At 67.5% G+C, this 22831-nt stretch carries 19 protein-coding genes; 8 read left to right on the top strand and 11 right to left on the bottom strand.

Annotated features, from left to right (window positions below; genetic code table 11):
* Nucleotides 1–65: 65 nt before the first annotated feature.
* Nucleotides 66–542, top strand: coding sequence for a bacterioferritin (gene bfr / locus DELCS14_RS07700; protein ID WP_012206872.1), 477 nt, complete (start codon nt 66–68; stop codon nt 540–542).
* A 94-nt stretch (nt 543–636) separates the two neighbouring features.
* Here bfr and DELCS14_RS07695 read toward each other — a convergent pair whose 3' ends face one another.
* The 3 genes from DELCS14_RS07695 to DELCS14_RS07685 all read right to left on the bottom strand — a co-directional run bounded on the left by DELCS14_RS07695 (nt 637) and on the right by DELCS14_RS07685 (nt 4194).
* Complete coding sequence (locus DELCS14_RS07695; protein WP_013801127.1) at nt 637–1935, bottom strand: sensor histidine kinase; 1299 nt, start codon at nt 1933–1935, stop codon at nt 637–639.
* Nucleotides 1936–2033: 98 nt separating this feature from the next.
* Nucleotides 2034–2753, bottom strand: a complete 720-nt coding sequence (locus tag DELCS14_RS07690) for a FadR/GntR family transcriptional regulator (protein WP_043795813.1) — start codon at nt 2751–2753, stop codon at nt 2034–2036.
* Nucleotides 2754–2859: 106 nt separating this feature from the next.
* The gene (locus DELCS14_RS07685) at nt 2860–4194 is read right to left on the bottom strand and encodes an MFS transporter (RefSeq protein ID WP_013801125.1); all 1335 of its coding nucleotides are present in this window, start codon (nt 4192–4194) and stop codon (nt 2860–2862) included.
* A 203-nt stretch (nt 4195–4397) separates the two neighbouring features.
* Between DELCS14_RS07685 and DELCS14_RS07680 the strand changes: the two genes are divergently transcribed.
* Nucleotides 4398–4940 (top strand): ureidoglycolate lyase, encoded by a 543-nt coding sequence (locus DELCS14_RS07680; protein ID WP_013801124.1) that lies wholly within the window; start codon nt 4398–4400, stop codon nt 4938–4940.
* A gap of 73 nt (nt 4941–5013) precedes the next feature.
* Here DELCS14_RS07680 and DELCS14_RS07675 read toward each other — a convergent pair whose 3' ends face one another.
* From DELCS14_RS07675 to DELCS14_RS07665, 3 genes are all read right to left on the bottom strand, one after another.
* Entirely contained in the window at nt 5014–5982 is a 969-nt protein-coding gene (locus DELCS14_RS07675) for an alpha-E domain-containing protein (RefSeq protein WP_012206877.1), read from the bottom strand.
* Nucleotides 5983–7452, bottom strand: a complete 1470-nt coding sequence (locus DELCS14_RS07670; protein ID WP_012206878.1) for a circularly permuted type 2 ATP-grasp protein — start codon at nt 7450–7452, stop codon at nt 5983–5985.
* 143 nt (nt 7453–7595) lie between these two features.
* Complete coding sequence (locus tag DELCS14_RS07665; RefSeq protein WP_013801123.1) at nt 7596–10085, bottom strand: DNA internalization-related competence protein ComEC/Rec2; 2490 nt, start codon at nt 10083–10085, stop codon at nt 7596–7598.
* Between the two features lie 173 nt (nt 10086–10258).
* Between DELCS14_RS07665 and DELCS14_RS07660 the strand changes: the two genes are divergently transcribed.
* Nucleotides 10259–10717, top strand: coding sequence for a RidA family protein (locus DELCS14_RS07660; RefSeq protein WP_012206880.1), 459 nt, complete (start codon nt 10259–10261; stop codon nt 10715–10717).
* 40 nt (nt 10718–10757) lie between these two features.
* On the opposite strand, the gene DELCS14_RS07655 is transcribed toward DELCS14_RS07660, so the two are convergent.
* The 4 genes from DELCS14_RS07655 to DELCS14_RS07640 form a co-directional block, all read right to left on the bottom strand.
* Nucleotides 10758–12527, bottom strand: coding sequence for a methyl-accepting chemotaxis protein (locus DELCS14_RS07655; RefSeq protein ID WP_013801122.1), 1770 nt, complete (start codon nt 12525–12527; stop codon nt 10758–10760).
* Between the two features lie 127 nt (nt 12528–12654).
* Nucleotides 12655–15042, bottom strand: coding sequence for a DNA topoisomerase IV subunit A (gene parC, locus DELCS14_RS07650; protein WP_013801121.1), 2388 nt, complete (start codon nt 15040–15042; stop codon nt 12655–12657).
* Between the two features lie 39 nt (nt 15043–15081).
* Entirely contained in the window at nt 15082–15954 is an 873-nt protein-coding gene (locus tag DELCS14_RS07645) for a lytic transglycosylase domain-containing protein (RefSeq protein ID WP_013801120.1), read from the bottom strand.
* A gap of 3 nt (nt 15955–15957) precedes the next feature.
* The gene (locus DELCS14_RS07640) at nt 15958–17940 is read right to left on the bottom strand and encodes a DNA topoisomerase IV subunit B (RefSeq protein WP_012206884.1); all 1983 of its coding nucleotides are present in this window, start codon (nt 17938–17940) and stop codon (nt 15958–15960) included.
* Nucleotides 17941–18121: 181 nt separating this feature from the next.
* Here DELCS14_RS07640 and DELCS14_RS07635 point away from each other — a divergent pair, with 181 nt between their 5' ends.
* From DELCS14_RS07635 to bamC, 5 genes are all read left to right on the top strand, one after another.
* Nucleotides 18122–19327, top strand: coding sequence for an MFS transporter (locus tag DELCS14_RS07635; RefSeq protein WP_172642978.1), 1206 nt, complete (start codon nt 18122–18124; stop codon nt 19325–19327).
* A 13-nt stretch (nt 19328–19340) separates the two neighbouring features.
* Entirely contained in the window at nt 19341–19490 is a 150-nt protein-coding gene (locus tag DELCS14_RS30965) for a hypothetical protein (protein WP_013801118.1), read from the top strand.
* A gap of 71 nt (nt 19491–19561) precedes the next feature.
* Entirely contained in the window at nt 19562–20131 is a 570-nt protein-coding gene (locus DELCS14_RS07630; protein ID WP_013801117.1) for a class I SAM-dependent methyltransferase, read from the top strand.
* A gap of 75 nt (nt 20132–20206) precedes the next feature.
* Entirely contained in the window at nt 20207–21103 is an 897-nt protein-coding gene (gene dapA / locus DELCS14_RS07625; protein ID WP_012206888.1) for a 4-hydroxy-tetrahydrodipicolinate synthase, read from the top strand.
* A gap of 41 nt (nt 21104–21144) precedes the next feature.
* Nucleotides 21145–22257 carry an outer membrane protein assembly factor BamC gene (bamC, locus tag DELCS14_RS07620; RefSeq protein WP_013801116.1) on the top strand — a complete coding sequence of 371 codons (1113 nt, stop codon included), beginning with the start codon at nt 21145–21147 and terminating at the stop codon, nt 22255–22257.
* 183 nt (nt 22258–22440) lie between these two features.
* On the opposite strand, the gene DELCS14_RS29740 is transcribed toward bamC, so the two are convergent.
* Complete coding sequence (locus tag DELCS14_RS29740; protein ID WP_012206890.1) at nt 22441–22725, bottom strand: hypothetical protein; 285 nt, start codon at nt 22723–22725, stop codon at nt 22441–22443.
* Nucleotides 22726–22831 lie beyond the last annotated feature (106 nt).

Raw genomic sequence — 22831 nt, 5'->3', positions numbered from 1 at the left:
GACAATCCACCCCTATAGCGGCCGGCGATCGGCGCGGTCCCCCACGTACAACAAAGGAGTTCCCCATGCAAGGCGACGCACAAGTCATCACCTGGCTGCAAGCCCAGCTCAAGAACGAGCTGACGGCCATCAACCAGTACTTCCTGCACTACCGCATGTACAAGCACTGGGGCTTCGACAGGCTGGCCAAGAAGGAATACAAGGAGTCCATCGGCGAGATGAAGCACGCCGACTGGCTCATGGACCGCATCTTCGTGCTCGACGGCCTGCCCAACCTGCAGGACCTGGGCAAGCTGCAAGTCGGCGAGGACGTTCCCGAAGCCCTGGCTTGCGACCTGAGCAGCGAGAAAACCGCGCAGCAGACCATCAAGGACGGCATCGCCCACTGCGAAAGCGTGCGCGACTATGTCTCGCGCGATCTGCTGCAAAAGATCCTGGACGATACCGAGGAGCACATCGACTACCTCGAAACCCAGCTGGACCTGATCGACAAAGTCGGCATCCAGAACTACCTGCAGTCGCAGATGGACGAAGAGTCCTGAGCATCGGACTCAGGGGCGGCGGCACAGGCCGCACCCCGCACTCGAAACGACGGGCCTGTGTGCCCGTTTTTTCATCTTCTGGCCCGGCTATCGGTCACTCGTCGGCATACCGCAGCGGAAACAACAGAAGAAAGGTCGTGCCGGTCTGCGCGGCCGACTGCACCTCGATCGTGGCGTCCAGCAATTCCGCCAGCCGCTTGACGATGGACAGGCCGATCCCCTCGCCTGCGCCGCTGCGGTAGCTGGCCGCCGCACCGCCTTGCTGCGGCGCGCCCCCGGTGCGGACCTCCCCGGACGCCGCCGTCCCCAGGTGGCCCGAAGGGTCCATATCCGTGGCCTGCTTGAGGGCGGCGACCAAAGGCGCCGCAGGCGCCATGCCAGGGCCCGTGTCCCCGATGGAGAGCATCCAGCGGCGCCGGTCCTCCCCATCGCCCAGAGCCCACTTCACCGTGACACCGCCCTCCTGGGTGTACTTGAGCGCATTGAGTATCAGGTTCTGCGCGATGCGGCGCAGTTTCAAGGCATCGCCTTCCACCGGCATCGTCCCCGGCCCCTGCAGGTGCAGGTACAGGCCGCGATCGTTGGCCAGGGCCTGCAGTCCCTCGCACAGATGGGTGATCACCTCGGCTGCGTCAAAGGAGGTCAGTTGGCGATGCTCGCGCCCGGCGTGCAGCTTGGCCAGTTCCGTCACGTCATCCAGCAGATGGCGCAGCGACTGGACGTTGCGGTCCAGCATGCGCAGGAGTTTCTCGCGCGACTGCGCCGGCGCATGCTGCATGCCCAGGCCATGCGTCACATTGGCCACCACGCCGACGTTGCTGCGCAGGTCATGCGCGACCTGCTCCCACAGTTGCGAGCGCTGCAGGTCCAGCGTGCTCACGTCATGCAGCGCCGCTTCCAGGTCCCGCACATGGCCCTCGGCCTCCTGCTGCTGCAGGCGGAAATACTGGGTGCTGCTGTCCTGCACGTCGCGCGTGTAGGTGGCGGCCCAGGCCTTGCGCGCAACGGGCATGGCGCCATGCGCATCGGGATGCTCCTCGGCATAGGCCTCCAGTTGCGCCACCATGACTTCGTTGAGCAGGCCCAGCTCGCGCACGACTTCATGCAGGTCATAGCCCTGTTGCCAGCGGTGCAGGCCGTGGGCGGCGGCCTGCTCGCCATCGACCGGCGGCTCGGCAGCGCCTGCCGGGGCACCGCCGAGGGCCCGCAATTGCTGCTCGAACGCAGCCAGCACGGCCGGAATGTGATCGTTCAACTGGGTGCGGGGAAGCGCCTCGCCGGCGGTCAGTGCCGGGTCCCGCCTGACGGCCTTGCGCCATGTCTGCAAGAGTCCTTCGCGCTGCGCCGCGAGGGCGTCTGCCAGTATGCAGAGTTCATTTCCTTGGCTTGTCATGGATCGGCATCCGTGGCGGTCTGTAGAGAGGGAAAAAATGCGTTGCGCCAAGGATGGTAAGGCCAAAAACCCGGCCGATCGGGCTCGTGCCAGCGCGCCTACAGGCCGGTGGGAAAGTGCACGCCCGCGCGCTGGGCAGCCTGCACGATGTGCGTGGCCATGGCCTGCTGCGCCAGCTCGGGCCGGCCCTGGGACAGGGCCTCGATGATGGCGGCATGCTCCTCGGCGGTCGCATGGCGCGCGCCGCGCTTGTAGTACGGCAGGCGCTGGCTTTCCTGCATGACCTCGCCGCTGCCGCGCAGCACGTCGGCAATCGCATGGTTGCCCGAGATGGTGGCGATCTGCAGGTGAAACTCGAAATCCAGGCGCGTGGCCTGCACGAAATCGGCCAGCTCGATGCTCTGCTGCATGGCCTGCAGGTTGGCCTGCAGGGCCGCCACGTCTTCGGGCTGCACCACCAGGGCTGCCAGGCGTGCGACAAAGCCCTCCAGTGCATAGCGCAGCTGATAGACATCGGTGAGCGCATGCGAGTCGGCAAAGCGCCAGGCCTCTGCGGCAGAGGCCGGGGCGTCGGTGGCCTCCGTCACGTACATGCCCTTGCCGGGCCGCGCCACGACCAGGCCCAGCCCCTGCAGCGTGGACAGCGCTTCGCGCAGCGAGGTCCGGCTGATGCCCAGTTGCTCCGACAGGTCGCGCTGCGACGGCAGCAGCGCGCCCACCGGGTACACGCCGCCCTCGATCCACTCGCGGATCACGCGGGCGGCATTGCCGGCAACGGCGGTGCTGGCGGAAGGACTGGAAGCGGTGCTGGGTTCCATGCGTTGGCAGGTCTCGGGGTCGGGGGCGGCAGGTGCGCTGATCTTAGCGACTGCGCACCGCTGCCGCATGGTCGCATGGTCGTGTGGTCGTGCGGCGTTGGTGCCTCTACTTGTTGACCAGCTTGGCCGGCACCGTATAGGTCAGGAAGGCGCCGAACAGCAGCACGCCGGCCAGCACGAACATGGCGGCATTGGTGCTCTGTGTCGCATCCTTGATGAGGCCGATCATGTAGGGACTGATGAAGCCGGCCAGGTTGGCAAAGGAGTTGATCAGCGCAATGCCGGCTGCCGCACCCGCGCTGGACAGGATGGCCGTGGGCAGGCTCCAGAACAGCGGAGAGGTCGCCAGGCTGCCGCCCGCGGCCAGCGCCAGGGCGGCCAGCGACAGATAGACGTTGCCGCTGAAGATGGCCGACAGCATCAGGCCCGCTGCGCCCACGCAGAACGGCACGATCAGGTGCCAGCGGCGCTCGCGCATGCGGTCCGAACTGCGGCTGACCAGGTTCATGGACACCACGGCCACCGAGAACGGCACGGCCGTCAGCAGGCCGATGTGAAAGGCGCCTTCCACGCCCGACTGGCGGATCAGGCTGGGCAGCCAGAACGTGAGGCCGTACTGGCCCATGACGGTGCAAAAGCAGATCAGGGCCATCTTGATGATGCGCGGGTCGGAGAACAGCGCGCGCAGCGTCACATGGCTATCGCTCTTGCTGGCGTTCTCGCGGGCGATGTTGCGCTCCAGCAGGGTCTTTTCCGCCTCGGTCAACCAGCGTGCGGCGCGGATGCCGTTGTCCAGGTACCAGAGCACGGCCAGGCCCAGGATCATCGAGGGGATGGCCTCGAGCAGGAACAGCCACTGCCAGCCGCGCAGCCCCGCCACGCCCTGCATCAGGTCCATGATGCCGCCCGACAGCGGGCCGCCCAGGATGCCCGAGACCGGAATCGCGCACATGAACAGCGCCACCATGCGGGCGCGCCGGTACGACGGAAACCAGTAGGTCATGTACAGGATCATGCCGGGGTAGAAGCCTGCCTCGGCCGCGCCCAGCAGAAAGCGCAGCACGTAGAACTGCGTGGGCGTGCTCACGAACATCATGGCCGCCGAGATCAGGCTCCACATGATCATGATCCGCGAGATGGTGGCCTTGGCGCCTATGCGGTGCATCAGCATGTTGCTGGGCACCTCGAAGAAGAAGTAGCCGATGAAGAACAGCCCCGCACCCAGGCCGTACATGGCCTCGCTGAACTGCAGGTCGGCCAGCATGTGCAGCTTGGCGAAGCCCACGTTCACCCGGTCCAGGTAGGCCGCCACATAGCAGGCCATGATGAAGGGCAGCAGGCGCCAGGCCACCTTGCGGTAGACGGCGGCCTCGGCCGGCGTTTCGCTGGCCAGCGCCGGCGCCGCGCCGGCGACCTCGGCAGATGCGGGAAGAGATGACATCAGGGAGTCCTTGGTTGAGGAGTTGCGACCAACTGGTATTACCGGTATGAAATTACGAAGCGAACGGTACCCCCAGCGCTTTGCCATGTGCACTCGCATTTACCCCAATTCAACGCAAGCAAAACTAATTCCCCGAGGTTTGACAAAAATCCGGTCCAACTGCAAACTGGTATTACCAGTACGAAAACAAGAGGCAAAACTTCGTGAACACCTTGTCAGAGACCCGCCCCGCCAGCCTTTGCCTGCGCGCCCAGCCGCTGACCGCCAAGGCCTTTGCCGAGTTTGGCGAGGTCCTGGACAGCACAGGCCACACACCGCTGCTCATCAACGATGGCATGACTGAGCGCTACCACGCCCTGGCCCGCGTGGACACGGGCGGCAGCGAAGGCCATGGGCTGATCAATCTGTTCCATGCCCGGCCCTATGCGCTGCCCCTGCGGCTGACCAGCATGGAGCGCCACCCCCTGGGCAGCCAGGCCTTCATGCCGCTGGATGCACAGCCCTTCATCGTGGTGGTGGCCCCCCTGGGCGAACAGGTGGCAACCGCCGACCTGCGCGCCTTCATCACCAACGGCCGCCAGGGCGTGAACTACCGGCGCGGTGTCTGGCACCACTCGCTGATCGCGTTGAATGCGCCGGCGCGCTTCATCGTGATCGACCGTGGCGGCCCTGGCGACAACTGCGACGTGCTGCCCATCGGCGGCGCCGAGGGCGTTGTGCTGGACCTGGACAGCGCGCAGGCCTGAATTCGGCCCGCCCAATGAACCAATGAACAAAGCCGCCCGAGGGCGGCTTTGTGCTGCATGGCGGCCGGCGGCCTCAGGCCGGCACCAGAAAGTCCCGGCTGATGCCCTGGCCCAGGTCGTGCACGCGGTCCAGGAACTGCGTGAGATAGGCGTGCAGGCCCGTGGCCAGGATTTCGTCGATGCGCGCATAGCGCAGGTCGGCCAGCAGGCGGCCTGCCTTGCGCTGGGTCTCGCGCGACTGGGCGTTGGCCACGCTTTCCAGGTTGGCCACCACCTCCAGCATGCTGGCCAGCAGCGAGCGCGGCATGTCGCTGCGCAGCATCAGCAACTCGGCCACGCGCTCGGGCGTGATCACGTCGCGGTAGACCTTGCGGTAGACCTCGAAGGCCGAGACGCTGCGCAGCAGCGCGCTCCAGTGGTAGAAGTCGAACGGCGTGGCCGCCTTGCCCGATGCGCCGTTGCGTGCGCTGCCGTGGTAGTCGCGCTCGATGGCGTGGAACTTCACGTCCAGCAGGCGTGCCGTGTTGTCGGCGCGCTCGATGAAGGTGCCCAGCCGCAGGAAGTGGAAGGCCTCGTCCTGCAGCATGGTGCCCAGCGTCACGCCGCGCGACAGGTGCGAGCGGTGCTTGACCCATTCGAAGAACTGGCCCGGATCGCGCTCCCAGTCGCCCTCGGCCAGCAGGCGCTTGAGCTCCAGCCAGGTCTGGTTCTGGGTCTCCCAGGCCTCGGTGGTCAGCGCGCCGCGCACGGCGCGCGCATTCTCCCGCGCAGCGCGCAGGCAGGAGGCGATGGACGAGGAGTTGCTCTCGTCGCGCACCATGAAGTGCAGCACGGCTTCGCGCTGCACCTCGCCGTGGCGGGCGGCGTAGGAGGGGATCAGCTCGCTGATGGACAGCACGCCCTGCCAGGCCTTGCGCGCCACCTGCGGCGCCTGGGGCAGCATGGAGGTGTCATAGGAGACGTTGAGCATGCGGGCGGTGTTCTCCGCACGCTCCGTGTAGCGGGACATCCAATACAGATGATCGGCAGTACGGCTGAGCATTCAATGTCCTCCCTCGTTTGACTCACCGGCCCCGAGCACCCAGGTGTCCTTGGTGCCGCCGCCCTGTGATGAATTGACCACCAGCGAGCCCTCCTTGAGCGCCACGCGCGTGAGGCCGCCGGCCACCATGCGCACCTGATTGCCGCTGAGCACGAAGGGCCGCAGATCGATATGCCTTGGTGCGATGCCCTGCTCCACCAGGGTGGGGCAGGTGGACAGCGCCAGCGTGGGCTGCGCGATATAGCCGCCGGGATTGGCGATGAGCGCGCGGCGGAAATCCTCGATCTCGCCGCGCGAGGCGGCAGGCCCGATCAGCATCCCGTAGCCACCGGCGCCGTGGACTTCCTTGACCACCAGCTCGTCCAGGTGGTCGAGCACGTAGCGCAGGTCATCGGGCTTGCGGCACAGCCAGGTCGGCACGTTCTGCAGGATGGGCTCCTCGCCCAGGTAGAAGCGGATCATCTCCGGCACATAGGGGTAGACCGATTTGTCATCGGCCACACCCGTGCCCGCTGCATTGCAGATGCTCACGTTGCCGGCACGGTAGGCGCGCATGAGGCCGGGGCAGCCCAGCGTGGAGGTGGGGCGAAAGACTTCGGGGTCGAGAAAATCATCGTCCACGCGCCGGTAGATCACGTCCACGCGCTGCGGGCCGCGCGTGGTGCGCATGTAGACAACGTCCTTGTCCACCACCAGGTCCTGGCCCTCGACCAGCTCCACGCCCATTTGCTGGGCCAGGAAGGCATGCTCGAAGTAGGCGCTGTTGTGCATGCCGGGCGTCAGCACCACCACCGTGGGCTCGGGCGTGCCGGCAGGTGCGCTGGCGCGCAGCGTCTCCAGCAGCATGTCGGGATAGTGGGCCACGGGCTCCACGGGATGGCGCGAGAACAGGTCCGGGAACAGCCGCATCATCATGCGCCGGTTCTCCAGCATGTACGACACGCCCGAGGGCACGCGCAGGTTGTCCTCCAGCACGTAGTACACGCCCTCGCCCTGGGCATTGGCAGCGCGCACGATGTCGATGCCGGCAATGTGGGCGTAGATGCCGCCCTGCACCGCCAGACCCCGCATCTCGGGCCGGTACTGGCTGTTGTTCAGCACCAGCTCGCGCGGCACAAGGCCCGCGCGCAGGATCTCCTGGTCGTGATAGACATCGTGCAGGAAGCGGTTGAGCGCCGTCACGCGCTGCACCAGGCCCGCCTGCATTCGCGACCACTCATGTGCGGGAATGACGCGCGGTATCAGGTCGAAGGGGATGAGGCGCTCGTTGCCGGCGCCGCTTTCGTCCTTGTCGCCGTAGACGGCGAACGTGATGCCGACGCGCCGGAAGATGATCTCGGCCTCGGCGCTGCGCGCTCGCAGGGTCTGTTCGGACTGGCGCGCAAGCCATTGCGCGTAGTCCTTGTAGTGCAGGCGCACATCGCTGCCGTCGAACGGCGTCATCGTGTACATCTCGTCAAATGGATGCATTCGTCACCTCCTGTCGCTGCATGTGTACGGGGTCTAGCAAGCTACGGGCCAGCCCTCGTATCGCACCAGTGTAGCGATAGGTAACCTCAATCCGGACAAGCGGTATCCAGCATATGCATCCTGCTCCGCCATCGGCGCACGCCCTATCCGCCCTGCCCCTGCGTGACGTGCACATCCCAATAGCGGCGCGCCCTTTCCCGCTCGCAGACCAGGTGCATGGGGTCCGAAGAGCGCCAGTGCGCCGCGCCGCAGCGGGCCGACTGCACCACGCCGGCGCCATGGGCCTCATAGCGGCGCACCACCTCGGGGACAGGATGGCCATAACGGCTGCGATATCCCGCCTGCACCATGGCCCAGCGCGGTGCCAGGGCCTGCACCAGGGCGGTGCTCGATGAAGTGCGGCTGCCGTGGTGGGGCACCAGCAGCCACTGCACGGGCGTGAGGGCGCCGGCCCTTGCCAGTGACCGCTCCTGCGCAGCCTCGATGTCACCGGCCAGCAAGGCCTGCACGCCAGATGCCGAGCGCAGCAACAGCACGCAGCTGCCCGCATTGGCATGGGCCAGCGCCCGTGCGGAGGGCAACCGTTCGCCGGCAGGCGGATGCAGCACCTCCAGCCGCACGCCATCCCATTCCCAGTGCTGGCCCGCCTGGCAGCGGCGCACAGCGCCCAGGCCGGCCAGCGCAGGGTCGAGGCTCACGGAATCCGATCCCCAGACCTCCGCCTGCGGCTGCGCGGCATGCACGGCCAATGCACCGCCCGTGTGGTCATTGTCGCGGTGGCTGAGCCACAGGGCATCCAGCCTCAGACCCAGAGCCTGCAGCAGCGGCACCAGCACCCGGTCGCCGGCATTGCTGTCCAGGCCGTATTGCGGCCCCGTGTCATACAGCAAGGCATGCCGCGCCGTGCGCACCAGCACGGCATTGCCCTGGCCTATGTCCACGGCCATCAGGTCGAACTCGCCATGCGCCGGTGCTGGCGACGGCCACCACAGGGCCGGCAGGCACATGGCCAGGCCCCAGCAGCGCCATCCGGCAGGCACCGGAGCCACCAGCGCCAGGCCTCCGCACAGCGCAGCCAGCCCTGCCCACAGCGGCGGCTGCGGCAGTTGCACCACGGCCCATGCCCACTGGTCCAGCCATTGCAGCAGCTCCAGCAGCGGGGCCAGCGCCAGCGCCGCACCTGTCCACAAGGGCGGCCACAAGGCACCCAGCAGGGCCAGCGGCGTGACCACGAAGGTCACCCAGGGAATGGCCGCCAGATTGGCCAGCAGCCCCGACAGCGACAGCTGGCCGAACAGCATCAGGCCCAGCGGCGCCAGCGCCAGCGAGATGCGCCATTGCTCGCCCCACAAGGCCAGCGCACGGGCAGGCAGCGAAGGCCGCTGCGCGCCCTGCATGCGCGCATCGGTGGCCAGCAGCACGCCCACGGCCACAAAGCTCAGCCAGAAGCCGGCCTGCCACAGGGCCCAGGGGTCCAGCACCACGACCACGGCCAGCGCCAGGCACCACACGGCGGGCCAGGGCCAGCGCAGTCCGGCGCCGCGCAACGCAGCCACGCTGGCCAGCATGCAGACGGTGCGCTGTGCCGGCAGGCCCCAGCCGCTGAACAGCGCATAGCCGCCCGCCAGCAGCACGCCGGCCAGCAGGGCCGCCTGCGGCGCCGGGCACCACAGGCAGGCCCGTGCGCTGCAGCGCCACAGCCGCCCAACCACCAGTGCTGCCAGCCAGGCGAACAAGGTGATGTGCAGGCCAGAAATGCTCATCAGATGGGCCACGCCGGTATGCCTAAACAGCGCCCAGTCATCCCGCGCAATGGCCTGCTGATCACCCATGGCCAGGGCGGCCACCACACCCAGCATGCGCGGCGCATGGGCGGGGTCCAGGCCGATGCGCTGCAGGGATACCGCAAGCGCGGATGTGCGGCCCAAGATGGCGTCGCGCATCTGCTGGCGCCAGCGCTGCAGGGCATGGCTGCCGGTGTCGGCCAGTTGGCGTGCTGCGGGCTGTTCGCGCACATGGCCCGTGGCCTGCACGCTCTGCTCCCACTGCCACAGCTCATAGTCGAAACCATGGGGATTGCGCGCGCCATGCGGGCGCTTGAGGCGCACGGTCAGCGCCCAGCGCTGGCCCGGCCGCAGATCGGGCAGCATGGCAACACCCCTGGACTGCCGGCCCCGGGGGGCATACCAGGACAGTTCGATCAGTGCAGGAAACGGCGCCAAGACCTCTTCGCTGCCGACGATCCGAGCCTGCTCCACCTCCATGCGCCAGCGTATGCCCTGGGCCATGTTCTGGGGAAGCGATGCCACGACGCCGACGATGCGCAGGTCACGCCCCTCCAACGGCGCAGACAGCGCCTGGCCCGCAAAGTCCTGGGCCCGCCAGCCGGTCAACCCGCCCACCAGCAAGGCAGCGCAGACAGCGGCCCACAGGCGGTGCACAACAAGGCAACGCCGGCCTGCCCATGCCCTCCATGCCAGGCCTGCCAGCCCCATGCCCGCCAAGAGCAGATACATCCACAACGGCCACAGGCGCGGCTGCGTGACCTGCCAGGCCGCACCGGCCACGCAGCCGAGCAGCAGGGGCGTCCAGGAAGACGGCGAGAGGGTTTGGGCAGGTGCCGCAGGGTGCATCCACACATGCTAGGAGCGGATGCCGCGCAGCCACCATGCACCGCCTCGGATTCAGACAACAATCAGACTGACGGAAGCCCAGACCCTGACATGCCAGGGTGCAAGGGGCTGTGTCACACTGTCCGCCACCCCGGCACTGGTGCCGGATTTTTCTTGTCTCGAAGGAATCAACGATGAGCGTTTACGAACAACTGAAGGCCCTGAACATCGAACTGCCGTCGCCTGCCATCCCGGCGGCGGCCTACGTGCCCTATGTGCAGACGGGCAATCTGGTGTTCCTGAGCGGCCATATCGCGCGCAAGGACGGCAAGGTCTGGGCCGGCCAGCTGGGCCGTGATCTGCAGACTGCCGACGGCCAGCAGGCCGCGCGCGCCATCGCCATCGACCTGATGGGCACGCTGCAGCATGCCGCCGGCGGCGACCTCGGCCGCGTGCGCCGCATCGTCAAGCTGATGTGCCTGGTCAACTCCACGGGCGACTACACCGAGCAGCACCTGGTGGCCAACGGCTGCAGCGAGCTGCTGGGCCAGGTCTTCGGCGATGCCGGCACGCATGCGCGCAGCGCCTTCGGCGTGGCCCAGATCCCGCTGGGCTCCTGCGTGGAAATCGAGCTGATCGCCGAACTGGCCTGATCGGCATGCCGCCGCACGGCGCCGCCGTGCTCGCAGGCGGCTAGAAACTCTCCCATTGGCCATCCTCGGCTGCCGGTGCGGCAGGCCGGGGCGCCGAGGCCAGCTTGGGCGCCGCCGCCCTTGCTGCGGCAGGCCGCGCGGCAACCGGCCCGGCAGCCGCAGGCGCCACGGCTGCTGCCGGCCGCCTTGGCGCTGCGGCCGCGCTGTGCGCAGTGCGCGCCGCCGGCGCAGCCTGCCTTGCGAGCGTCGTCGGCGAAGGCGCCAGGTGCGCCACCTTGAACACCGCCACCGTGCGCGACAGCTGCTCGGCCTGCTCCCGCAGGCTTTGCGCCGCGGCTGCGCTTTGCTCGACCAGGGCCGCGTTCTGCTGCGTCATCTGGTCCAGTTGTCCCACGGCCTGGTTGACCTGGGCCACGCCCGCGCTTTGCTCCGAAGAGGCCGCCGTGATCTCGCCGATGGTGTCGGCCACACGCTGCACGGACTGCACGATGCCCTCCATGGTGGTGCCCGCGTCGCCCACCAGGCGGGCGCCGTCCTCCACCCGCTCCACCGAGGCGCCGATGAGCTGGCGGATTTCCTTGGCAGCCGCCGCGCTGCGCTGTGCCAGCGTGCGCACCTCGCTGGCCACCACGGCAAAGCCCCGGCCCTGCTCTCCGGCGCGGGCCGCCTCCACGGCGGCGTTCAGCGCCAGGATGTTGGTCTGGAAGGCAATGGAGTCGATGACGCCGACGATGTCGGCAATCTGCCTGCTGCTGTCGTTGATGCCCTTCATGGTCTCGACCACCCGGGCCACGACCTCACCGCCGCGCTGCGCCACCTGTGACGCGCCCGCCGCCAGGCTGCTGGCCTGCTGGGCACTGCTGGCGCTTTGCTGCAGCGTGCTGGTGAACTGCTCCATGGCGGCAGCCGTCTCCTGCAGGTTGCTGGAGGTCTGCTCGGTGCGCACGGACAGGTCCTGGTTGCCGGTGGCAATCTCGGCGCTGGCGATGGCGATGCTGTCCGTGCTCTGGCGCACCTGCTGCACCATGCCCGACAGCGATTCGCTCATGGCCTGCAGCGAGCGCAGCAGGTCGCCGAATTCATCAGCACGCTGTGCCTGTCCCTGCACGCCTGCGCTCAGGTCGCCTGCGGCAATGCGTTCGGCCAGTTTGCTGGCCTCGGCCAGGGGCCGGCGGATGCTGGCAATCAGGAAATGGGCGCCGATGACGATGCCCAGCAGCAGCAGGCCCACGGCCGCAGCGGCAAAGCCCACGGTGAGCCTGCGCGAGGCGGCCATCTCTTGCTGGCTGGTACGCGCCACTTGCTCCTGCATCTGCACGAAGTCGCGCAGCGACTGCAGGTAGGCATCCACGGCGGGGTTGTAGGACTGCTTGACCAGGACCATTGCCTGGTCCTGCCGGCCGTCGGCCTTGAGCTGGCGTGCCTGGGCACGCAGTTCGATCATGGTCTTGCGGGCTGCCGCAATCCTGGCCATCTGCGCCTTGTCTGCGTCGGACAGGGGCATGGCTTCCAGTGATTTCTGCACCTCGGTGATCCGCGCCGAGGTGGCGCTGATCACGTCCTTGAACTCGGCCTCGACGGCGGCATCACTGCTGACCACCACGGCCTGGGTGCGGGCCGCGTTGGTTTCGGTCAGCCCCATCCAACGCACGGCGGCCTGGACCCGCGCCTGCATCTCCTGGGTCACCGCCTCGGACCGGGCCTGGACCTGGGCCGAGCGATAGCCCGACAAGCCGACCACGCCCACCAGCGCCACCACGATGGCGGCCACTGCAAGCCACAGCTTGTGTGCCATGCGAAGTCGCAGCATATCCAGTCTCCCTCATTTTGGAAGACTCCATGTTGAGGCCTGGAAGAAGGCCTGGTGGGCGGAAAAACCCAGAGGAAACCCCTGATCCGCCCCTTTCGCGGAGTGCATTGCAGGGGCGGCCGCGCTCTTACTCCACGCGCGTCACGCTTTGCGGCTTGAAGCCCAGGTCGGCCGACTTGCCCTTGCGGCCGCGCGTGCCACGGGCATTGTTGAGACTGCGGATCTCCAGCGTCTCGCTGCGCTCCTTGCCGCCGCGGCCCAGGCCATCGATGCGGATGCTGCGCGTGTAGGCGGCAGCGCCCGCCAGCGTGTCCTTGTCCTCCAAGTCGAGCAGCATGAGGCCGCGCCCGCCCTTGGCCATGTGCTTGAGGCTGGCGATCTCGAAGGTGAGGATGCGCCCGCCCGTGGAGGCGCAGATCACATGCGTGGCCGGCAGCAGCAGGCCCGCGCCCTGCTCGCCTTCCTGCGGCTCCGCACGTGCGCCCATGGGCACGCCGTAGGCCGTGGACGGGGCGCACAGCGTCTCGCCGTCGGCCAGCGTGACGAAGGCCTTGCCCGCCTTCTGGCGCGAGACCATGTCGCTCACCATGGCCACGAAGCCGTAGCCACCCGACCCCGACAGCAGCAGCGCCGTGCCCTCGGCACCGGCGAAGTAGTACAGGATCTGGGTGCCGGCCTCCAGCTCGATGAGCGTGGTCACGGGCTGGCCATCGCCGCGCCCGCCGGGCAGTTGCGCCACCGGCACCGAATAGATGCGGCCGTTGCTGCCAAAGGCCAGCAACTGGTCCACGGTGCGGCACTCGAAGGTGCCGTGCAGGCTGTCGCCGGCCTTGAAGCTCAGCGTGCCCGCATCGACGCCATGGCCCTGGCGCGTGCGCACCCAGCCCTTGTCCGAGATGATGACCGTGGTGGGTTCATCGACCACCTTGACTTCGGCGACGACCTTCTTTTCTTCCTGGATCAGCGTGCGGCGCGCATCGGCGAACTGCTTGGCATCGGCCTCGATCTCCTTGCAGATCAGGCGACGCATGGTGCTTTCGCTGCCCAGGATGTCTTCGAGCTTGCCTTGCTCCGTGCGCAGTTCCTTGAGTTCCTGCTCGATCTTGATGGCCTCCAGCCGCGCCAGCTGGCGCAGGCGGATTTCAAGAATGTCGTCGGCCTGGCGCTCGGACAGCGCAAAGGCATCGATCAGCGCCTGCCGGGGCTCGTCGCTGGCCCGGATGATGGCGATGACCTTGTCGATGTTCAGCAGCACGGCCTGGCGGCCTTCGAGGATGTGGATGCGGTCCAGCACCTTGGCCAGCCGGTGCTGGCTGCGCCGCGTGACCGTGGTCTGGCGGAAGGCGATCCATTCCTCGAGCATCAGGCGCAGGCTTTTCTGCACCGGGCGGCCATCGAGGCCGATCATGGTCAGGTTGATGGAGCTGGACGACTCCAGGCTGGTATGCGCCAGCAGCGCCGTGATCAGCTCCTGCTGCGGCACCTTGCCGGTCTTGGGCTCGAAGACCAGGCGCACCGGCGCATCCTTGCTGGACTCGTCGCGCACGCCGTCGAGCACGGCCAGCATGCTGGCCTTGAGCTGGGTCTGTTCCTGGCTCAACGCCTTCTTGCCGGTCTTGACCTTGGGGTTGGTGATGTCCTCGATCTCTTCGAGCACCTTCTGCGCAGAGACGCCGGGCGGCAGCTCGGTCACCACCATCTGCCACTGGCCGCGCGCCAGCTCCTCGATCTTCCAGCGCGCGCGCAGCTTGAGGCTGCCACGGCCCGTGCGATAGGCGTCCTGGATGTCGGAGGCGCTGCTGATGATCTGCCCGCCACCCGGATAGTCGGGGCCGGGGATGATCTGGAACAGTTCCTCGTCGCTGAGCTGGGGCCGCTTGATCAGGGCCACGCAGGCGTCGGCCACCTCGCGCAGGTTGTGGCTGGGGATTTCCGTGGCCAGGCCCACGGCAATGCCGCTGGCGCCATTGAGCAGGGCGAACGGCAGGCGCGCGGGCAGTTGCTGCGGCTCCTGCGTGCTGCCGTCGTAGTTGGGCACGAAGTCCACCGTGCCCATGTCGATCTCGTCGAGCAGCAGGCCCGTGATCTTGGACAGGCGCGCCTCGGTGTAGCGCATGGCGGCTGCGCCGTCGCCGTCGCGGCTGCCGAAGTTGCCTTGGCCATCGACCAGCGGATAGCGCTGGTTGAAGTCCTGCGCCATGCGCACCAGCGCGTCGTAGGCCGACTGGTCGCCGTGCGGGTGAAAGCGGCCCAGCACATCGCCGACCACGCGTGCGCTCTTGACGGGCTTGGCTGCCGTGTTGTGGTTGGGACCGCTGTAGCTCAGGCCCATGCGGTCCATGGCGTACAGAATGCGCCGCTGCACGGGCTTGAGGCCGTCGGTCACATCGGGCAGTGCCCGGCCCTTGACCACGGACAGTGCGTATTCGAGATAGGCCCGTTGCGCGTACTGGCCCAGGTCCAGTGCATCGCCGGCCGCCTGTTGTGCCAGATCCAGAGAGGTTTGGTCGCTCATGAAGAAATTCGTGATCTCAAAAAATGCAATGAATGCCGCTCATTGCGGCGTGGGCAGTCCTGTGGGCAGCGTCATGCGCACCCGGGGCGTGGTGCCCGGCAACGCCGCTGCTGCAGGCGCTGCAGGGCCCGCGCGCTCGCGCCCGCCCTGCAGCTGCTCGTAGATGCCGAGCACGGCCTTCACGTAATTGCGGGTTTCCTGGAAGGGAGGGATGGCCTGGCCCGCGCGCCGCACGGCGCCCTCGCCTGCGTTGTAGGCGGCCAGCACCAGGTCCAGCCGGCCGGGGAACAGCCCCATCAGATGGTTGAGGTAGCGCGCGCCGGCCGGCACGTTGACGGCCGGATCGGCCAGTTGCTGCTGCACGCTGCGCTGGCGGCTGGCCTCCACGCCGAAGCGCTGGGCCGTGGCCGGCATCAGCTGCATCAGGCCGACCGCCCCCTTGGGCGAGATGGCCTGCGCGTCAAAGCCCGACTCGACGGCGATCACGGCCTTGAGCAGGTCGTAGTCCACGCCCGTGTGGTCCGCCGCCTTGCGCAGATGGCCGCGCACGCTCTTGTAGCGCGGCGAGATGTCGAAGAAGCTTTGCAGCCGCGTATGCGCCTGCAGCCTGCGGCCGGCATCGCCGCTGCCGTCAGTGTCGGCAGCGGCCTCGGCCTGCACCATCGGGGGCTTGAGCCCCTGCTCGGTGCTGTCATAGACCGAGCCGCGAAAGTACAGCCTGTAGCGCTCGTCCAGCGCCTCGGCAGCGAAGTGCGTGATGCCGCGCTCGTCCACGAAGGCCCAGAGATCGGCATGCGCCGGCCGCGCCAGCCCCCACAGCGCCAGGGCCAGGCCCAGCGCCGCCAGCGCGCGCACCCCGGCGCCGCGCGCCAGGTGCGGGCGGTGCTTCAGGGCGGCACGGAGCACAGTCATGGGTCAGATATCGACTTCAATGGCGTCGCCATGGAGCTCCATGAGCTCGCGGCGCGCTGCGGCCTCGCCCTTGCCCATGAGCTTGGTGACGACCTGCTCGGCCGCCGCGAAGTCCAGGTTCATGAACTGCACGGGCAGCAGGCGGCGCGTGTCGGGGTTGAGCGTGGTCTCCCACAGCTGCTCCGCATTCATCTCGCCCAGGCCCTTGAAGCGGCTGATCTGGCATTTCTCGCGCGGCACGCCGTCCTTGGCCGATTTGTCCAGGATGGCGGTCAGCTCGCCCTCGTCCAGCGCGTACATCTTGGCCGCAGGCTTCTTGCCGCGCGCAGGCACGTCCACACGGAACAGCGGCGGCAGCGCCACATGGATGTGGCCGGCCTCGATGAGCTTGGGGAAATGGCGGAAGAACAGCGTCAGCAGCAGCACCTGGATGTGCGAGCCGTCCACGTCGGCATCCGAAAGAATGCAGACCTTGCCGTAGCGCAGGCCCGACAGGTCGGGCGTGTCGTTGGGGCCATGGGGGTCCACGCCGATGGCCACCGAGATGTCATGGATTTCGTTGTTGGCGAACAGCCGGTCGCGGTCCACCTCCCAGGTGTTGAGCACCTTGCCGCGCAGGGGCAGCACGGCCTGGGTTTCCTTGTTGCGGCCCATCTTGGCGCTGCCGCCGGCCGAGTCGCCCTCGACCAGGAAGACCTCGTTCAGGCTCAGGTCGCGGCTTTCGCAATCGGTGAGCTTGCCCGGCAGCACGGCCACGCCCGAGCCCTTGCGCTTTTCGACCTTCTGGCCCGCCTTCTGGCGGGTCTGCGCGGCCTTGATGGCGATCTCGGCCAGCTTGCGGCCCCATTCCACGTGCTCGTTGAGCCACAGCTCCAGCGCGGGGCGCACATAGCCGCTGACCAGGCGCACGGCATCGCGCGAGTTCAGGCGCTCCTTGATCTGGCCCTGGAACTGCGGGTCCAGCACCTTGGCGTTGAGCACATAGCTGGCGCGCGCAAAGACGTCATCCGGCATGAGCTTGACGCCCTTGGGCAGCAGCGAGTGCATCTCGATGAAGGCCTTGACCGCCTGGAACAGGCCGTCGCGCAGGCCGCTGTCATGCGTGCCGCCGGCGGTGGTCGGGATCAGGTTGACATAGCTTTCGCGCAGCGGTGCGCCGTCCTCGGTGAAGGCCACGCACCAGGCGGCGCCCTCGCCTTCGGCAAAGCTGTCGTGGTGGCGGTCGGCAAAGCCCTCGCCCTCGAACAGGGGGATGACCGCCTCGCCATGCAGGCTTTGCTGCAGGTAGTCGCGCAGGCCGCCCTTGAACTGCCAGGTCTGGGTGTCGCGCGTCTTCTCGTTGACCAGGGTCACCGAGACGCCGGGCATGAGCACGGCCTTGCTGCGCAGAAGGTGCATCAGCTCGCCCATGGGCAGCTGGGGCGATTCGAAATAGCGGGCATCGGGCCACACGCGCACGGTCGTGCCCTGCTTGCGTTCGCCCGCGGCCAGCGGCCGCGACTGCAGGGGCTCGACCACGTCACCGCCTGAAAAGGCGATGGTGGCCACCTTGCCCTCGCGGTGGATGCAGGCCTCAAGGCGCGTGGCCAGCGCGTTCGTGACCGAGACGCCCACGCCGTGCAGGCCGCCCGAGAAGCTGTAGGCGCCGCCCTTGCCCTTGTCGAACTTGCCGCCCGCATGCAGCCGCGTGAAGACCAGCTCCACCACGGGCGCCTTTTCCTCGGGATGCATGCCGAAGGGGATGCCCCGGCCGTCGTCTTCGACGCTGTAGGAGCCGTCGGAATGCAGGGTGAAGCGGATTTTCTTGCCGAAGCCGGCCAGTGCCTCGTCGGCCGCGTTGTCGATCACCTCCTGCAGCACATGCAGGGGGTTGTCGGTGCGCGTGTACATGCCGGGACGCTGCTTGACGGGCTCAAGGCCCTTGAGCACGCGTATCGAGCCTTCGGAGTATTCGCTGGCGGAAGTGGGAGATGGTTTGACTGCCATGGGGGCGGATTGTAGTGCGCGGCCCGGCTCAGTGCTGGATGCATTCACAGTCATTGACATTGACTATCCCGAAAAAGCCGCTGCCATCAAGGGCCGCGCTGGCGCATGGGCGACCCAAGCGGCACAGCGCAAAACCCGGAGTTTCGCTAAAGTTTGCCGCATGCAAAAAAACAACCAACCCATGTCCATGGTGCAGATACTGCTGTGCGGGGGCGCAGTCGTGACGCTGTCCATGGGAATCCGCCATGGCTTCGGCCTGTGGCTGCAGCCCATCACCCAGGAGATGGGCTGGACGCGCGAGTCCTTCGCGCTGGCCATCGCCATCCAGAACCTGTCCTGGGGCGTGCTCGGCATCTTCGGCGGCATGCTGGCCGACCGCTTCGGCGCCTTCCGCGTGCTCCTGGTGGGCGCGCTGCTGTATGCGCTGGGCCTGGCCGGCATGGCCATGGCACCCACGACAACCTGGTTCGCCCTGACGGCCGGCGTGGTGATAGGCGCAGCCCAGGCAGGCACCACCTATGCCGTGATCTACGGTGTGCTGGGCCGCCAGATTCCCGTGGCGCGGCGCAGCTGGGCCATGGGCGTGACGGCGGCGGCGGGCTCCTTCGGCCAGTTCTTCATGGTGCCCGTGGAAGGCAGCCTGATCTCGAGCTTCGGCTGGTCCAACGCCCTGCTGCTGCTGTCGCTGTGCGCGCTGATGATCATTCCGCTGGCCTTCGGCCTGCGCGAGCCGGGCTTCCAGCCCGGCAACGCCCGTCCCGTGCGCGACCAGAGCGCGGGCCAGGCCGTCGCCGAAGCGCTGCGCACGCCCAGCTTCGTGCTGCTGACGGCCGGCTACTTCGTCTGCGGCTTCCAGGTGATGTTCATCGGAGTGCACATGCCCAGCTACCTCAAGGACTACGGGCTGGCGCCACAAGTGGCCAGCGTGTCGCTGGCGCTGGTGGGGCTGTTCAACATCGTTGGCACCTACGTGGCCGGCAACCTCGGCCAGCGCCTGCCCAAGCGCTACCTGCTGTCCACCATCTACTTCACGCGCTCGGTGGTGATCGTGCTCTTCCTGCTGGCGCCGCTGACGCCCTGGTCGGTCTACATCTTCTCTGCCGCCATGGGCCTGCTGTGGCTGTCCACCGTGCCGCTGACCAACGCCACCGTGGCCCAGATCTTCGGCGTGCAGCATCTGTCCATGTTGAGCGGCATGGTGTTCTTCAGCCACCAGGTGGGCAGCTTCCTGGGCGTCTGGCTGGGCGGCTATCTCTATGACCACACGGGCAGCTACCAGGTGGTCTGGTACCTGGCCATCGGCCTGGGCGTGGCCGCCGGCCTGCTGAACCTGCCCATCCGCGAAGCCCCGGTGGCACGGTTGCGCGCGGCCCAGGCCGCTGCCTGACATGACGACATCCATGACCACATCCACCAGGCCCCGCCCACGCATCCTGCGCAGGCTGGCGCTGTGGGCCGCCGTGCTGCTGGTGCTGGGCCTGGTCTTCATGCTCTACCTGCAGCCGCAGTTCATGCTGGGCATGGCAGACCAGATCTGGGCCTGCTTCTGAAATGGAAGCGGCAGCGGCGAAGGCCTGCCGGCACAATGTCGGCCGCTTTCACTTTATTTCCAAAATTGCACATGCACGCAGCCACGCCGCCCTCGTCCTGGATCCAACGCTGGTCGCACCTTCTGGCGCCCCAGGCCTCGGTGCTTGACGTGGCCTGCGGGCCCGGCCGGCACATGCGCTGGTTCCATGCGCGTGGCCACGCCGTCACCGGCGTGGACCGCGACGCCCAGGCCCTGGCCGGCCTGCAGGGCGTGGGCGAGCTGCTGTGCGCCGACATCGAAAACGGCCCCTGGCCCCTGCCCGGCCGGCAGTTCGGCGCCGTGGTCGTGACCCACTATCTGTGGCGCCCGCTGTGGCCGGCACTGCTGGACAGTGTGGCCCCCGGCGGCGCGCTGCTGTACGAAACCTTTGCCCAGGGCAATGAGGCTTTCGGCAAGCCTTCCCGCCCCGATTTCCTGCTGGCGCCCGGCGAGCTGCTGCAGGCCTGCGCGGGCTGGCACATCGTGGCCTACGAGCACGGCCAGCTGGGCGAGCCCGATCGCATGGTCCAGCGCATTGCGGCACTGCGCCCCGATGCAACAGGCCGGGAACCCGTGGCCATGCTGGCGCATCAGAAGGCGTCAGGGTCTGCAATCGCCTGAATCCCTACAGGCGCCCGCCTTGGGCCTGCCTCCGACACTCGTTAGAATGATCCTTTCCCGTTTTTTCTTGCGGACATGACATCCTCCTCCGTCGCTCTCACTGGCAGCATCGTTGCCCTCATCACGCCCATGCACGAGGACGGTAGTGTTGACTACCCGGCGCTGCGAAAACTCATCGATTGGCATGTGGCCGAAGGCACGGACTGCATCGGCGTGGTGGGAACGACAGGTGAATCCCCCACCGTCAACGTGGAGGAGCACTGCGAAATCATCCGCGTGTCCGTCGAGCAGGCCGCAGGCCGCGTGCCCGTGATGGCCGGCTGCGGCGCCAACAGCACGCACGAAGCCATCGAGCTGGCCCGCTACGCCAAGAAGGTCGGCGCCGACAGCCAGCTGCAGGTCGTGCCCTACTACAACAAGCCCACGCAGGAAGGCCAGTACCAGCACTTCAAGGCGATTGCCGAAGCGGTGGGCGACCTGCCGGTGGTGCTCTACAACGTGCCCGGCCGCTCCGTGGCCGACATGCAGCACGACACCGTGCTGCGCCTGGCGCAGATCCCCGCCATCATCGGCATCAAGGAAGCCACGGGCAACATCGAGCGCGCCCAATGGCTGATCCGCGAAGTGCCCAAGGACTTCGGCGTGTACTCCGGCGATGATCCGACCGCTGTGGCCCTGATGCTGTGCGGCGGCCATGGCAACATCAGCGTCACGGCCAACGTGGCGCCACGCCTGATGAGCGATCTGTGCAAGGCGGCCCTGGCCGGCGATGTGCGCACCGCCATGGACATCCAGCTGCGCCTGATGCCCGTGCACAAGAACCTCTTCGTCGAGGCCAACCCCATTCCCGTCAAGTGGGCCGCAGCGCGCCTGGGCCTGTGCGGCCCGGCCATGCGCCTGCCGATGACACCTCTGAGCAAGAACCTGGAAGCCACCGTGGAAGCCGCCCTGGGCTCCGCTGGCCTGCTGTGAGGCGCCCCGCCCCACCGACCGAACGCACCAAGGATATTCGCGTGAAACAGCCCATTGCACGTCTGAGCCTGCTGAGCCTGGCCATCGGCCTGACAGCCTGCACGACCACGTTCCAAGAGAGCAAGATCGACTACAAGAGCGCCGGCAAGCAGCAGGCGCCCACCCTGGAAGTCCCCCCGGATCTGACCCAGCTGTCCACGGATTCGCGCTATGCCGTGCCCGGCGGCGTGGTCTCCGCCGCAGCCATGGAAGCCAACTCCAAGGCGCAAAAGCCCAGCGAAGGCCGCACGGCCACCGTTGCAATGGGCGATGTGCGCATCGAGCGCAATGGCGAACAGCGCTGGCTGGTGATCAAGCGCCCGGCCGACCAGCTGTGGGAGCCCGTGCGTGACTTCTGGCTGGAAAACGGCTTCATCTTCACCACCGAAGACCGCCAGCTGGGCATCATCGAGACCGACTGGGCCGAGAACCGCGCCAAGATCCCGCAGGACGTGATCCGCAAGACGCTGGGCAAGGTCTTCGACGGCCTGTACTCCACCAGCGAGCGCGACCGCTTCCGCACACGCCTGGAGCGCTCAGCCGACGGCTCCACCGAGGTCTACATCACGCACCGCGGCATGCAGGAGGTCTACACCAGCGCCCAGAAGGACCAGACCATCTGGCAGCCGCGCCCCTCCGATCCGGAACTGGAAACCGAATTCCTGCGCCGCCTGATGGTCAAGCTCGGTGTGAGCCAGGAGCAGGCCGATGCCGTGGCCAAGGCCAACACCACCACGGCAGCCGCCACCGGCAGCGTGCGCATGGAATCCGCCAACGGACAGCCCGTGCTGCAGATCGACGAAGGCTTTGACCGCGCATGGCGCCGTGTCGGCGTGGCCCTGGACCGCACGGGCTTCACCGTGGAAGACCGTGACCGCAGCCGCGGCATCTACTTCGTGCGCTATGTCGCGCCTGACGCCAAGGTCGAGCCCAAGGGCTTCTTCGGCAAGCTGTTCAGCCGCTCGCCCGATGCGGCCGCGCCGGTCAAGTACCAGATCCAGGTGCGCAGCGAAGGTGACAAGTCCACCGTCACCGTGCTCAACACCCAGGGCCAGCCCGAGACATCGGCCAATGCCCAGCGCATCGTGCGCGTCATCACCGACGACATGAAGTAAGCAAGCCTCTTTTCGGGCCTTGGGGCGGCAGCGTCCGCCCTTGGCTTGCAGCCACCGCGCAGTCATTTGCCGGTGGCTTTTTTACTGGATCAAAGCAAAGCGAAGACGAAAAAAAACCGCAGCCCGAAGGATGCGGTTCTTTCGCGGCAGAGGCCGAAACCTCTGCCATCGGCGAGGGCCGAATTACTGCTTGGTGGCTTCCTTGGCGGCAGCGTCGGCAGCAGCCTTGGCGGCGTCTGCAGCGGCAGCGTCAGCAGCGGGAGCAGGTGCTGCAGCGTCGGCGGCAGGCGCTGCGGGAGCAGCAGCGTCGGCGGCAGGAGCAGCAGGAGCTTCTGCGGGAGCGGGAGCTGCCGGTGCGGGAGCTTCAACGGCGGGTGCGGGAGCGGGGGCCGGAGCCTCTTCCTTCTTGCCGCAAGCGGCCAGAGCTGCAGCAGCGATCACGGTAGCCAGGATCAGAGAGTTCTTCATCACAGTTTCCTAGAGAGTAGGTAAGAAGACAGTACACAGGAGGGGCCCCGCCACTTGCGCCACCGGATGCGGGCAACCGGTACGCGGCGGCCAGGCCACGTCAAAC

This window comes from Delftia sp. Cs1-4, from assembly GCF_000214395.1.
GTDB lineage: Bacteria > Pseudomonadota > Gammaproteobacteria > Burkholderiales > Burkholderiaceae_C > Comamonas > Comamonas acidovorans.
The sequence above is the reverse complement of the archived record's forward strand: the minus strand, read 5'-3'. Positions and strand labels throughout refer to the sequence as shown.